This window comes from Paenibacillus xylaniclasticus, from assembly GCF_004001065.1.
GTDB classification, from domain to species: domain Bacteria; phylum Bacillota; class Bacilli; order Paenibacillales; family Paenibacillaceae; genus Paenibacillus_T; species Paenibacillus_T xylaniclasticus.
Genome location: NZ_BIML01000006.1, coordinates 317,428 through 330,768, shown reverse-complemented (window position 1 = coordinate 330,768; position 13,341 = coordinate 317,428). Strand labels below are relative to the sequence as shown.

Sequence of the window (13,341 nt, the reverse complement as noted above, 5' to 3'; positions counted from 1 at the left end):
TGATGCTGCTTCTAGATTAATTAGCGGTAAAGGTATCTACACCCAGTATTCAGGTGGACTGAGGCAAGCGGCTAAAGAAGATGCAGGTGCAGATTTGCTTGCAAAAAAACTTGGTGGACAGTCTCGAATGATATTCAATAATGACCCCAAAGGTCGAGAATTTGATGTGATTTCTGACCAGTACATTGGTCAGACCAAAACTTCAATGAATAGTCTGAGTTCCCAATTTAGGGAACAGGCGAAGGCAACCATTGAAGCAGCTATTGAAACAGGTAGGCAGGCTTACTTTCATTTTGAAACTGCACCTGCTGATAAAGTAATTAGACAATTAAGGGAATACGAGAAGAGATATAATGTTGAGATTGTTATTGACATCTCGCCATTTTAATAAAGGACTAGAGAGGTGCTAAGTATGTATCAATATCACGGTTGGGCGGTCGTTTCAGAAAGTACTGGTGAAGAAACTAGTAACGAAAGAGAAAAAAATATTTTTGAATCAATCAAAAAGTTTATCGAGGATTTGCAACCGAATGTAGATGTGTTAGAGATGAAGGCGATAAATGGACAATATCATCTTTGGATGACGGGCTTATGGAATCGTGAGCCTTCATCAAAATTCCATCCAGTGGAAATAATGAAGAAGGTAGGGGATTTTGCGCCTGGCTCATATGGAATGCTCTATGTTTTTAATGATGAGCACCCAAAACATTTTAATGAATTTAAAGTTTACGTTCTTGCGAGGGGTAACATTGAAGAAAAAGACGACCCATTCTTGTCGCCATTAATACCTGTTGTAGCTGATGACTCTGAATTTTAGAATTATCAAAACTTTAAAAGTGATTAGGGTGGTCGCCAACTAATTGGGGGCTACCCAGTACCGAATGAACTCATCATTCAACCAATAACACATCTAACCCATGTAATACCCGTATAAAGATTTCATCATTTCATTTGTACGCACATAAAAGCTTGAATTTTATACCCTAAATAACGTTATTTCGTTACATTGGACAGGTCGATTATGGTCAGATACCACCATGATTGACCTGTTTTTTGTTATCTTCGTTTTCTCACAGGTTTTTCAAAATAAACGCAACTTTGCGAATATATAGGGCGATGGATATAGTGTCGGAAGGTTCGCAACGATTTACTGAGATAGCCCGACAACTATATTGTCAGGACTTAACTGAACATTTATTAACGGGAAGGTCATGTGTTAAAGGCTAGCCACCTGCCCCTCTAATATAGCCCGAAATTCATGAAAAAATCGGGAGGGGCGGCACATGAACGGGGTCACTGTCATTGACCGTATTGTCATTGACTTCACAGGAGTATACTGGGATTTCTTCAATCCCTTCATGCTCCGAATATGTCATTTCTACGGAGTCAGGATGTATACGAAGGAGAAGGGTTTTATCTATCATATCAACATCAATACCGGAGAACATTTCTTGCATATCTCCTATCAGTTGGCTTTTGCCCCCAAGTCTAGGAAGCACACTCTACGAATCGAAGCGTACCCTGAGTCATTGGCATACTTCAAGGATTGGTTGATGCAGATTCAGACAAAAGCCAAGGAAGTCCTGTTCGTTCGGTGTGATGTTGCATATGACATTCCTTACAACATCAAGGATGTGTTTACCTTGTCACTGACAGGGCGCAAGCTAAGGCTATTTCGGGGAACTCGTTACTACAACGGGGGACACCAACGTAGGGAGAACGGTTATTGTCGGGTGTACGACAAGAAACGTCAGTTGTCGGAGACAAGGCGGCAGGAAATTATAGGGGAGCAAACGAGGATAGAGATTGTATATGCTCCGAAGGGGCTTAGGATACCGATTGCTTCACTAGCCCAGTATCCGCCGCAGTTTAACAGTAAGTATCTATGTGCTGTGCTGACGGACTTGTCCAAGTTTGCCCCGAAGGTGGGGCGACTTGTTCAGGAGATTCAGCAAGGAGAACTTCTACCACAAGACACAACCCCTTACTACCGCAAGCAAATTCAGGAACAGATGAAAACGCAGGATGTTATTGACCTGAATGTACTAGCGGCGGAGCAATGGCAGGAAGCAATAACGCTTCCATGTGCCGTTCTATCAGGTAAGGTTAGTCATCTTCCATTACAAGAAGTTCGTTCAGGCTGATGTTAAGCGTTCTGCAAATCTGCTCCAACGTATCGAAGTATGCCGCATTGACTTTATCGGAGCAAAGATGACTGACCGTGCTTGGTCTTATGTTCATCCTTCGTGCAAGTTCACGTTGACTGATACCTTGTGCTTCTAGGATTTCCTTTAATCTTAACCGGATTGGCATAGTGTCCCCCCCCCCATAACGCAATGCAGTTACGAAATAATGTGGATTTCTTTCATCTTATCACCTGAAATCTCTTGTGTGCAACGGTATACCGTAATATAATCGAAGTATGTTACGGAGTACCGTTACAAAAATTGAGATTTCTGTAACGGTGGGGGGAGAGGAACGGCATGAACGTCATCGGTTATGTCAGAGTGTCAACGAGTGGACAAGCCAAGGATGGTTTCAGTTTAGCGTACCAACAGGATGAAATCCGCTCCTATTGTCAGGAGCAAGGATGGAATCTGATGAACATATACAGCGATGAAGGTATTAGTGGGGCGAAAGTCGATGAAAGAAGCCCTTGAAGTGGACAGAGCTGGCTTTCAGAGCATGCTAGCCGCCCTGTCTACCCAAACCATTGATGCAGTTGTCGTCCTCAACACAAGCCGTTTATGGCGGTCTGACATTGTGAAAGTGTTGGTACATCGTGAGTTTAAGAAGCATGGGGTTGATGTTCGGAGCATCGAACAACCGACCTACAGCATTTACAAGAAAGACCCGAATGACTTCCTAATTAACGGCTTGATGGAACTGCTTGACCAGTACCAACGGCTCGAAATCGCCCTCAAGCTAGGCAGGGGGCGGTACAAGAAAGCGGAGCAGGGCGGCTATGCCGGAGGGAGAGCCACCTTTGGTTACAAGGCAAAGAAAGGTCAGAAGTGCATCCAAGTGGACGAGAAGCAAGCCATAACCGTCCGCAGAGTGTTTCAGCTAAAGGAGCAGTATCCATCATGGACGCTGACCCAAATCGCTGAGAATTTGAATCAAGAAGGCTTTACAACGCAACAAGGTAGACTGTTTACAAAAGTGCAAATCAAGCGAATCTTGGACAAACGTGATTTTTATAGCGGCACATACCGCTATGGAAATATAGAAGCTGATGGCTTACATGAAGCCATACTGTGACAAGTATTGATTGGAGAGGCTTGCGTCCCGTTGCGAACCGAAAGGTTAACGCTTGAACTGAGGTTGCCCCCATTCATTACTCATCACGCCGACTAACAATCCGTACATAGGGGTGATTTCTTTTATGCACTACAAAATGCGTCATGTTTACGTTGGTTTAGACCTGCATAAAGCCCACCATACAGCAGTTATCATCAACTGTTGGCATGAGCGGCTAGGCGAAATCCAAATCGAGAATAAGCCATCTGCCTTTGACGACTTGATGAAGTTCGTCAAGAAGCATACGTCAAAAGAAATGACCCCTGTCTATGGATTAGAAGATACGGGCGGTAACGGCAGAGCATTAGCCGTTCACCTTGTCGAGAAGAATCAAATCGTTAAAGAAGTCAATTCCGCTCTGTCCTACAATGAACGTATGAGTAATGCAACGACCCAAAAGAGCGACAGTTGGGATGCGTTTTGCATTGCGAAGGTTCTGTTTGCAAGGCTCGATGACCTGCCGGATGCGAATCCGCAGGATATGTATTGGACAATCGGGCAACTGGTGGCAAGACGGAACTCTATCGTCAAACATGCCGCTACGCTAAAGAATCAGCTTCATCAGCAGTTAAGCTATCACTATCCGTCATACAAGAAGTTCTTCTGTGATATTGACGGTAAGGCGGCTCTTGCCTTTTGGGAGAAGTACCCTGCTCCACATCACTTAGAATCGGTGGGGGCGGAGGAACTTGCGGTCTATCTCCGTAAAGCTAGCCATAACACCTGTTCTACTCGTAAGGCAGAGGAAATCTTGGAACTGGTGAAGAAAGACGGGGAGACGAAGCGGAACTACCAAGCATCAAGAGACTTCCTTGTCGTGAACATGGTGCAGGATATGAAGCGGAGTAGAGAGTTGATTAAGCAGACGGAAGAACAGCTTCGTCAGGTACTGTCTGAAACGGACTATAAGCTTGATTCGATGGATGGAATCAGTACCGTTACAGCGGCGGAACTGATAGCCGAAATCGGAGACATACGCCGTTTCTCCAACGCTGATAAGCTAGCCCGTTTTGCAGGTGTTGCTCCTATCCGCTTTAGCTCGGGCGGCAAGGGCAAAGACCAAGCAAGCGGACAAGGAAATCGCGTACTGAACGCCATATTTCATAACCTTGCCGTTCAGCAAATCCAAGTGGCTAAAGGTGACAATAAGAAGCAAAGGAATCCCGCATTCTACGAGTATTACCAACGCAAGCTAGCAGAAGGCAAGACGAAGAAGCAAGCCCTAATATGCGTCATGAGAAGGCTTGTAAATATCATTTACAGCATGGTGAAGCACAAGACAGAGTATCGAGCGGCAACGCTAACAGAACGCCAAGCAAGCTGATATAATGGTGGTAATTGGAAAACCAGTTGCCACCTTCTTTATTCCCCAGTTTAATATTACAACTTAGGGGACGGGACAAGGTAATAAGTCTAACCTTTTTGATAAGGCTGGGAATTATACGGGTGGCAGGACGCAAAAGGAATTGGATGATTTAGCAGGCGATCCTTCACATGGCGGTAAAATTAGGGATCAAGGTTTGAAAGAAAGAGAGATAGGACCAGATTTGGAACAACAAGGAAAACTAGGGAAGATAGTACGTGACCCGCAAGGAAACGGAGGAGCAGAATTTATTGATACAACAAATAACGTTAAATGGGACGTTAAAAGTTTCGTATCTTATCCAAATGGTCATACTTCACCCAAGAAAGGCGCATTTACAGTAAATAACGGGATGAAGGCAATTAATAAAGAACTAGATAAAAATTACAATGTAATTGTGGATACAAGAGAGATGGCTCCTGAACATGTAGAACAGTTAAAAGAGGCAATTGAAAAAGCTGGAGTATCGGATAGGATTATTTGGTATCCATAGGAGGATTAGGTATGACAACTGATATCAAAGAAATTATGACTCGATTAGAATTACACCGTCTTTGGATTGAAACCATTGGAGAACAAGGCGAAAAACTCGGTATAGATGAAATTGATTTGCGAAATGTGGATTTGTCAAAATACCCATTAGACCAAGCATATATAACAGCTTGTATCTTTGATGGAATGAACTTAAACCACAAAGATTTCTCTTCATCCTTACTAAGTTCATCAACTTTTATATCTACAAATTTAGAGGGGGCAGACTTTTGTAAGTCTAATGTATCGTATGTGGACTTCACAAATGCGAATATTAAAGCTGCTAGATTTGCTGATAGTGAATGTATTGAGACGGTGTTTGTTCAAGCTGATTTATCAGATGCTAATTTAGTAGCTGGTCTTTTTGATGAAACGGATTTTCGCAATGCAATATTGTTTAATGCTGATGTGCGGCTAGCTACGTTTGAAAGAGTATTGCTAAAAGGAGCTAAATTAACAGGGATTCGGGGGCTAGAAGAGGCTTTTATAAAAAGTATCAATATTGGGACGCCAGAACAACCAAATATTTTAGTAGGTGAAGAAGCTAGAAAATGGTTACAAGATAATCAAGTAGCCCCTCCCCCTCTGTCAGAATAGTTGTCGTACCCCAAATGTAAAGGTATAGTTGGGAGAAACGAGAACGAGGTGGAGGATATGGGTCGAACTTCGAGGACTCGTTCTCACCCATCCACATGCCCAGTACGTCCTTATTTCCATCCAGATCAATGCCGATCACCATGTACGCTGCTTTGTTGACAATGGCACCCTCTTGCTTCACTTTGAAGTGGATAGCGTCGAGAAAGACAACCGCATATACGCTCTGCAGCGGCCGATTCTGCCATTCCTTAATAAGCGGCATGATCTTATTGGTGACATTGGAGATGAGTAGCCGAAACGTCGATGCCGTATAGCCCGTTCAGGTGATCTTGAATCTCCGTGTCGTTACCCCTTTGGCATAGAGCGCAATGATCTGGTCCTCAATGCCGGTTACGTTGGTCGGATGCTTCTTCACCACAAGAGGCTCGAACTCACCATTACGGTCGCGTGGAACGGAAATCTCCTGCTCACCGTATTCACTTACAACCGTCTTACGACTTTTCCCGTTTCGGCTATTGGTCGTTGCTTTGTTCTTCACCTCGTGCTTCTCGTAGCCAAGATGCGTGTCCATCTCGGCCTCCAGCATTTCCTGGATCGTCTCGGCAAAGAGATCCTTCAAAGCGTTCTGCGCATCTTGAGCCGTGACCAGTTTCTCTCTTTGATAAACGCTCGCAGCTGCTCCTTCGTCCACAGTCCCATGTGTTCTCCTCCAACCTTTCTATATATTTTCATTTTAGTAGGTTTTGGAGTTTACACAAACTATTTTACAGACTCGGAGACCTTGATTGGCTTCGTGCCTTTCAAGGTTTCTTTTTTGGAGGGGGGTGACGAATGAAATTACCATTCAGCCAATAACAAATATAACCCATGTAATACTCGTATGAAGATTTCGTCATTTTGATTGTACGCACATCAACGCTTTAATTTTATTACCTAGATAACGCTATTCCGTTACATTGAACAGGTCGATTATGGTCAGATGCCTCCATGATAGACCTGTTTTTTGTTATCTTCGTTTTCTCACAGGTTTTTGAAAATAATCGCAACTTTGCGAAAGGATATAGCGATGGATATAGTGTCAGGAACATCGCAACTAATATATCGGATAGTCCGACCACTATATTGTCAGGACATATCTGAACAAACGGGAAGGTCATGTGTGAAAGGCTAGTCACCGATTCCATCATTCCTATAATACAAGCGGCAAATCCGTCAAAAGTTTTGCCAGTGGGGGAACACATGAAAAACGTACAACTTTCCATAGATAAAATTGCAGTTGAATACCATGGTGTAACGGTCAAGTTTTACAATCAACTCGCACTTTCATTTCGAGATTGGTTTGATATTAGACCTGCAATACGACACAAAGGCTATGTATATCACTGGAATCTGGGTATTGATGATGCGTATCTGTATTTACGGTATCAACCTTGGCGGCAGAAGAAATCGAGAAAGTACAGCCTTCAAATCGAAACCCATCCCGACCACTTGGTAAAGTTTCAACGGCTGCTTGATGTTCTGTATAGTCATACGCAGAAGGTTTCCTTCTCTCGATGTGAGTTAGCCTATGATTTCCCGTATCCAATGAGCAATGTATTTATTGCATCTAATACGGGGCGGAAGTTTGAAAGCAAAGACCATGCGTTTTGTCGTAACTATGATAAAAAAGCTCAACAGGGCGGCGGCAACTCCAACAGAGCGTCAGGCAAGCTGATATAATGGTGGTAATTGGAAGAACCCAATGCCACCTTCTTTATTCCCCAGTTTAAGATTACAACTTAGGGGACGGGAAAAGTTACATCCATTAACCCCAATGAGATTAGGTTCAGTCAAAGCTCTGTAAATGGTGCTAAGGAAATAACAGATAGCATGAAAGCGAATGGTTGGCAGGGTTCTCCTATCGACGTTGTTAAAATGCCTGATGGGAAATTAACAACTGTTGATAACACTAGGGTTCTTGCCGCCAGAAACGCTGGGATTAACGTGGAAGCTGTTGGCACAATGCAAGTGACCCAATTCCGGCGAATGTTGCACAAAGATTTGTATCTAAAAGCGGTCAAGTACCAAAAACATGGGGAGAAGCAGTGATAAACAGAATAAACAACCAAAATTCTTCCTACAGAACGACGTATCCAAATGGTTCAAATATCACAAGTTGGGACGGTGAATAAATATGGATTTTAAATCTCTTTCAAAATCACCATATGATTTCAATTATCCGGAATCTCTTTTGAAAGTAGTCAGGCTAAATCTGGTTAATCTTGACCCTTGGCGTATGATGGACTGCGACCAGGTTGTTTCAAGAATAGAGGGATTAAGGAAGCGATACCCTTCAAGAGAACTAATTCCATTTGCGAGAAAGTTAGATAACGATGATTTGGCTTGTTTTGAACCGTTAAAAGGGCAAAGAGTACAAGTCATCCATGATTTTGCTTCCTCTGGTTACGAGCAAAGAAAAGAGTATGCCGATTTCTGGGATTGGTTTCGAGATGCTGTGGATGAAATGATTGAATTTGATTAAGGAAGAAGCTTATGGTGAGGAAGTAATCTATTCTATTAACGTTGATAGTCATGCATTAAGCAGTTTCATTCTTAATGTGTCGTAAAGGGTCATCAAGCTAATTGTTGAAAAACAATGGATTATGAGTGATGCTGTTTTAGAACTGAAGAAAATAATATCGTCGTAGTATTATTTCATCTAGCCTTGGAGTTTCGATACTCCAAGGCTTTTTCTATGCCATCCAGTACCAAATGAATCGGGCGGCACGCCCCACTGAGATGGAAACCTTATAACCCCCGTTTGATCATCCTGATGTTAGATTTAAAATTGGACACAGAAAACCGAGTATGGGAGCAGGAAATTTCGGATTAAAGGAAATCTATGGTATTCTTAAGGACGACTTTGATAACTCCGGCATTCCTTATGCAGTTTGGTTTACTCTAAAACAAAGAGAAGAAATTGACCTGCCACGAAATTTATTGTAAATAAAAAAGTTTATAGAGCGTAAGGGTCACCTGCATGAGTCGAACAAGCTGGATACCGAATCCAAATACTATTCTTTTGGATAAAGTAGATGATTCGTTCAGTTCTTTGCACTGGTTTAACGAATAATTCTTTAATGGAGAATTGGAACAAATGATTACAAAGATGATAAAGTTATTATTACAGAGATTGATTTGAAACATCAGAGTTAACCAAGAAGGAGAGGAGATTGTTGTGCCATTTACGCATGTTATCGTTGAAGTACATTGTTTGAATGGTTTGGATGAGGGTCTAAAAGTTGGGATTGTTCCTGAGTACTGCACATATGGAGTTAAAAATCCTGGCTATCATTGTTTGAAAAACGATTGCTCGTATGTTGGGCATACTCCTGCTCCGCATGAAATAGCCTATTCGGGTGAAAACGGAAATGTAAAAGATGATTCTTGGATAGGTTTTGGTGGGGAGATGGAGCCAGAAGTTTATGCTAAGAGCAAAGTTAATGAGCTTAAGAGACTTTGGAAAGAGGTCTGCAAAGAAAAGATACAAGAAGCATACGATGAATACATGAATAAAAAGCCAACTGAAAAGTGAAAGTTCTTAAGACCTTGAGAATCCTCAAGGCATTCTATTAAGAAAGAAGGCTAACTATGGACTATTCTAAGCTTAGTAAAGAGGTCTCTTATGCCTTAAGGCATGCTCCTTGGGAGTACGAGTTAGAGCTAGATCATGAAGGTTGGGTAGACGTAGAACAGTTGTTACAGGCATTACGCTTTGACAATCAGTGGAAGCTTGTGAACGAGCATGATTTAAGCATGATGATTAAGGTGTCGGATAAAAAGCGGCATGAGATGATGAATGGCAAGATAAGAGCATTATATGGTCACTCTGTTCCTCAAAAAATACGGAAGGACGTGGATACTCCTCCCTCAATACTTTATCATGGCACGGCGAGACATCTTGTGGAACACATTTTATTAGATGGGCTTCGACCAATGGCAAGGCAATATGTTCATTTGTCCGCTGATCTGGATACGGCTAAATTGGTGGGAAAACGTAAAGATTCAATGCCTGCTCTGTTAGTGATTCAGGCGGAGAAGGCTTCAAATGAAAGTGGCATAAGATTTTACCGAGGAAACGATGTTGTTTGGTTAGCGGATTACGTTCCTGGTCCGTATATTTCTCAGCTATAAGAACCCTTGACTTCCTTCAACACAATCGTTATCATTATCAATAACGATAACAATAGAAATAAAGGAGTTAATCATGGAACAATCACAAGCCGATCTTATTCTGAATCCGATTCGGATGCGAATCATTCAGGCGCTGCTGTCGGACAATCGGACGACGCTGCAGCTGGCAGAACGGCTGCCCAGCGTTCCGCAGGCGACGCTGTACCGGCACTTGAACACGCTGCTGAAGGCGGGACTCATTCATGTCGTTGAGGAGCGTCGAGTTCGAGGGACGAAAGAGAAGGTATATGCGCTGGCTGCCAACGCAGCCGAACTGACGCCGGATGATGTGACGGAAGCGTCCTCCGCCAAGCATATGGAGCTGTTTCTGAAGTTTGTTGCATCATTACTTGGGGATTTCGGTGCTTATGTCAATCAGGAGAAGTACAACTTGAAGGAGGATGGCATCTCGTTCCGTAAGGTCGAGCTGTATTTGACGGACGAAGAATACATTGGGCTGCTGACGGAGCAGCGGGAACGAATGAAGCAGTATGCAGACAACGGCCCGTCAGATGGCAGAAGGCTGCGGATGATTTCCACGGTCGTCATTCCGGAAGCCCGTAGTGGAACGACACAGACCAATCAACATGACCATGAAGGAGATGGAAACGATGAGCACGGCGATTGAACGGAACGAGCATTTTGATGACAAGCTTGCGAACGCATCCCGTAAGGCGATACTCAGCTTCCCGCTGTATATCGCAGTGCCTGTATTATTCGCTGTCTCATTCTGGATAGCCGGATACGAGGTGGAGTGGGGGGCATACGGTCTAGGAGCGCTGGGCTGGGTGATAGCTCTGTTCCTGCGTGGACCGATTAGCGCGCTGGTGATGAACATGCCGCAGGAGCGGGCCAAGACGATCATGGTCGCCAGCTCCGGTGTAACCGAGGAATCGGTGCGTCTTGTGCTGCTCGCGCTCACTTCTTTCGGCCCAACCTGGGCGCTCTCGGTCGGTCAAGGGTGGGCAGCGGTTGAAGTGCTGTTCGTATTGATTAATATTGTGGCGATCAGATCGCTGGCCAATCGCACGGACGAGAAAGCGATGCAGGCGAAGCAAATGCTGGAGGCTAGCGGCAATATTCAGAGCAGCCCGCTATGGGGCGTACTGGAGAGAATATGGGCATCTGCCATCCATATCGGCGCGACTTTGATCGTCGCGTACGAACCATGGACAGTCGTTGCTCTGATCCCGGTACACAGCGCCATTAATTTTATCGGGGTCCGGTTAGCGGCGAAGTCGCTCTTGAGGTCGAGTGTATTTGTTGCGGCAGTTGGCTGTGCGCTGCTATTGCTAGGTGTTTATTTCCAATTTATACTAGGTTAATAAAAGAGCCTGCAATAGAGAGGTGCTGTATTGAGCAAAGGCGCATTAATCGGCAAAGGAATGACAGCGGACGTCTACGAATGGGGAGAAGGCCGCCGCGTTGTGAAGCTGTATAACGATTGGTTCCAGACGGATTGGATTCATCAGGAAGCAAGCATAAATCAAGCGATCCAGGAAGCGGGAGTGCATGCCCCGGCTGCATTGGAATATGTAGAGGTTGAGGGCAGAAGAGGGCTGGTCTATGAGAAAATTATAGGCGTCTCTCTCCTGAAGCTGATCGAGGCTTCCCCACAGAGGATTGAGGAATATGCGGGGGCAATGGCCCGGCTGCACAGCAGCATTCACCAGTGCAGGACGACGCAGCTTCCCAGGCAGAAGGAACGACTTAAGAATTTCATCTGCCAGTCGCAATCGGTGCTCGGGGAGCGGACCGAGCGGATATGCCGCTATTTGCTCAGCCTGCCGGGAGGCGACTCGATATGCCATGGCGATTTTCATCCCGACAACATTCTGATGACGGAGGATCGGTCGTACGCGATCGATTGGGTCGATGCCAACATCGGCGATCCGATGGGAGATGTCACCCGAACGTCACTTATGATTCAGACGCCATATAATCCGACGGATATTCCGGCTGAGATGCTTAGGCAGTTGAAGGAGAAGCTGAACCGTACTTATTTGGAGGAATATTTTCGGTTGACCGGAACTAGTGAGGAGCAGCTGGAGTGTTGGATATTGCCGGTTGCGGCAGCGAGACTTAGAGAGAATATTCCCGGCGAACGTCAGTGGCTGCTTCACATGATCGACAGCAGGCTGAAGCAGCTGGAGCTAGCGTAGTAGTGCCGGGTCATAGAAGCCTCCATCCGTTTGACAGAGGACGGAGGCTTGCTGTGTGGATGACAATGTTACAATCGTCTACTCGCGCAATGGATAATTGTTTAAAAATTGTAATTTAGGTGTTGTAAATTTCCATTAATCGCTATATAGTGAGTTTAGAACTAAACGGTGTGTTACTGGCGTAAACATGGATAACCATGAGGGAGCACATCGATATTCGCCGTACGCCTGGGCAAAGTATGCGATCATACACGATCGGATGCTTTTTTTTGTTTTCATCATAATTAGGAGAGGGTATGGTGAAGCGTAATGAAAATGGTGTTCGTAATGTTTGACGGTTTGACTTCTCTGGATTTTGTCGGATTCTATGAGGTTGTAACATGGCTCGGCGTTCTAGGCGTGGATGACAACCTATCTTGGCAAATGTGCGCGGTGAGCGAGCAGGTGACGGATGACCGGGGGATGACGATCAAGGCGCATCAAGTGAAGCCGGATCTATCGCAGTTCGACCTCGTATTCGTTCCAGGCGGATTCGTAACGAGACAGCTCCGCTTCGACGAGCCGTTCATCGAGTGGATTCGTACGGCGCGCAATGCCGAGTACCATGTATCGGCCTGTACGGGAGCTTTGCTGCTTGGAGCAGCCGGGCTGCTGGAAGGACGAAGGGCGACGACGAATTCGAAAGCTTACGAGCTGCTTGAGCCATACTGTGCCGAGGTCGTGCGGGAGCGTTATGTGCGGGACGGCAATGTCTTTACGGGCGGCGGTGTGTCGGCCTCGATCGATCTGGGGCTTTACTTCATTGAATCGGTGGCGGGAGCAGACGTTGCAAGGCAGGTGCAGCAGCGGATGGAATATCCGTATTATCGCCCGGGAGCAGCAACCGATTGAATAGCTGCAATAGGTAACATTTAGCGAAAATCTATAACATCGTAAGGCTGTTCCTTGTAACAGGGGACAGCCTATTCTGTTGTTTTCATATGTAAGAATGTAGAAACGAAACCAAAGATATGGGTCGATAGACCTTGAGAACAGGCAGAGATGTTAGGGTGAATTGTGTCGAACGTAGCTTGTTGCTTTGTAAGCGCTATGATACAAAATACGTAACGCATTGCGGAGAATGCGTGTAGGACTGCGGACTCGGCAGTGCTTTATTCATCATTTAAGGAGGGTGTC

At 44.8% G+C, this 13,341-nt stretch carries 16 protein-coding genes, 2 pseudogenes and 1 riboswitch; of the genes and pseudogenes, 16 read left to right on the top strand and 2 right to left on the bottom strand.

What is annotated here, in order from left to right; translation table 11 throughout:
• The 3 genes from PXY01_RS10510 to PXY01_RS10500 all read left to right on the top strand — a co-directional run.
• Positions 1 to 388 (top strand): restriction endonuclease fold toxin (locus PXY01_RS10510; protein WP_281277875.1); only part of this gene is annotated, 388 nt, incomplete at its 5' end.
• Between the two features lie 24 nt (positions 389 to 412).
• Positions 413 to 817, top strand: coding sequence for an Imm7 family immunity protein (locus PXY01_RS10505; protein WP_127569799.1), 405 nt, complete (start codon positions 413 to 415; stop codon positions 815 to 817).
• 466 nt (positions 818 to 1,283) lie between these two features.
• Complete coding sequence (locus PXY01_RS10500) at positions 1,284 to 2,144, top strand: replication initiation factor family protein (protein WP_127569798.1); 861 nt, start codon at positions 1,284 to 1,286, stop codon at positions 2,142 to 2,144.
• Here PXY01_RS10500 and PXY01_RS10495 read toward each other — a convergent pair.
• The gene (locus PXY01_RS10495) at positions 2,107 to 2,313 is read right to left on the bottom strand and encodes a helix-turn-helix domain-containing protein (RefSeq protein WP_127569797.1); all 207 of its coding nucleotides are present in this window, start codon (positions 2,311 to 2,313) and stop codon (positions 2,107 to 2,109) included. The two genes, PXY01_RS10500 and PXY01_RS10495, sit on opposite strands and share 38 nt — an antisense overlap.
• Before the next feature lie 170 nt (positions 2,314 to 2,483).
• Here PXY01_RS10495 and PXY01_RS10490 point away from each other — a divergent pair.
• The 4 genes and pseudogenes from PXY01_RS10490 (at position 2,484) to PXY01_RS10475 (ending at position 5,791) form a co-directional block, all read left to right on the top strand.
• Positions 2,484 to 3,261, top strand: a pseudogene (locus PXY01_RS10490) (recombinase family protein).
• A gap of 124 nt (positions 3,262 to 3,385) precedes the next feature.
• Entirely contained in the window at positions 3,386 to 4,624 is a 1,239-nt protein-coding gene (locus PXY01_RS10485) for an IS110 family RNA-guided transposase (protein ID WP_262385135.1), read from the top strand.
• 142 nt (positions 4,625 to 4,766) lie between these two features.
• Complete coding sequence (locus PXY01_RS10480) at positions 4,767 to 5,156, top strand: ADP-ribosyltransferase family protein (RefSeq protein WP_127569796.1); 390 nt, start codon at positions 4,767 to 4,769, stop codon at positions 5,154 to 5,156.
• Positions 5,157 to 5,167: 11 nt separating this feature from the next.
• The gene (locus tag PXY01_RS10475; protein WP_127569795.1) at positions 5,168 to 5,791 is read left to right on the top strand and encodes a pentapeptide repeat-containing protein; all 624 of its coding nucleotides are present in this window, start codon (positions 5,168 to 5,170) and stop codon (positions 5,789 to 5,791) included.
• Here the strand turns inward: PXY01_RS10475 and PXY01_RS10470 are convergent.
• A pseudogene (locus PXY01_RS10470) lies at positions 5,739 to 6,482 on the bottom strand (IS256 family transposase). The gene PXY01_RS10475 and the pseudogene PXY01_RS10470 overlap by 53 nt on opposite strands.
• Positions 6,483 to 7,030: 548 nt before the next feature.
• Here PXY01_RS10470 and PXY01_RS10465 point away from each other — a divergent pair.
• The 9 genes from PXY01_RS10465 (at position 7,031) to PXY01_RS10425 (ending at position 13,056) form a co-directional block, all read left to right on the top strand.
• Positions 7,031 to 7,510: a hypothetical protein gene (locus PXY01_RS10465; RefSeq protein ID WP_127569794.1), complete on the top strand. Its 480-nt coding sequence runs from the start codon at positions 7,031 to 7,033 to the stop codon at positions 7,508 to 7,510.
• Positions 7,511 to 7,660: 150 nt separating this feature from the next.
• Positions 7,661 to 7,879, top strand: a complete 219-nt coding sequence (locus tag PXY01_RS10460) for a hypothetical protein (RefSeq protein WP_127569793.1) — start codon at positions 7,661 to 7,663, stop codon at positions 7,877 to 7,879.
• 85 nt (positions 7,880 to 7,964) lie between these two features.
• Positions 7,965 to 8,312, top strand: a complete 348-nt coding sequence (locus tag PXY01_RS10455) for a hypothetical protein (protein WP_127569792.1) — start codon at positions 7,965 to 7,967, stop codon at positions 8,310 to 8,312.
• Positions 8,313 to 9,008: 696 nt separating this feature from the next.
• The gene (locus PXY01_RS10450) at positions 9,009 to 9,365 is read left to right on the top strand and encodes a hypothetical protein (RefSeq protein WP_127569791.1); all 357 of its coding nucleotides are present in this window, start codon (positions 9,009 to 9,011) and stop codon (positions 9,363 to 9,365) included.
• 56 nt (positions 9,366 to 9,421) lie between these two features.
• Entirely contained in the window at positions 9,422 to 9,964 is a 543-nt protein-coding gene (locus PXY01_RS10445) for an RNA 2'-phosphotransferase (RefSeq protein ID WP_127569790.1), read from the top strand.
• 73 nt (positions 9,965 to 10,037) lie between these two features.
• Entirely contained in the window at positions 10,038 to 10,631 is a 594-nt protein-coding gene (locus PXY01_RS10440; RefSeq protein WP_127569789.1) for a helix-turn-helix domain-containing protein, read from the top strand.
• Positions 10,615 to 11,328 carry a YhfC family glutamic-type intramembrane protease gene (locus PXY01_RS10435; RefSeq protein ID WP_127569788.1) on the top strand — a complete coding sequence of 238 codons (714 nt, stop codon included), beginning with the start codon at positions 10,615 to 10,617 and terminating at the stop codon, positions 11,326 to 11,328. The genes PXY01_RS10440 and PXY01_RS10435 overlap by 17 nt, the downstream gene beginning before the upstream one ends.
• A gap of 30 nt (positions 11,329 to 11,358) precedes the next feature.
• Complete coding sequence (locus PXY01_RS10430; RefSeq protein WP_127569787.1) at positions 11,359 to 12,165, top strand: phosphotransferase family protein; 807 nt, start codon at positions 11,359 to 11,361, stop codon at positions 12,163 to 12,165.
• 162 nt (positions 12,166 to 12,327) lie between these two features.
• Positions 12,328 to 12,406: riboswitch (ZMP/ZTP riboswitch) on the top strand.
• Between the two features lie 68 nt (positions 12,407 to 12,474).
• Positions 12,475 to 13,056, top strand: a complete 582-nt coding sequence (locus PXY01_RS10425; protein ID WP_127569786.1) for a DJ-1/PfpI family protein — start codon at positions 12,475 to 12,477, stop codon at positions 13,054 to 13,056.
• Positions 13,057 to 13,341 lie beyond the last annotated feature (285 nt).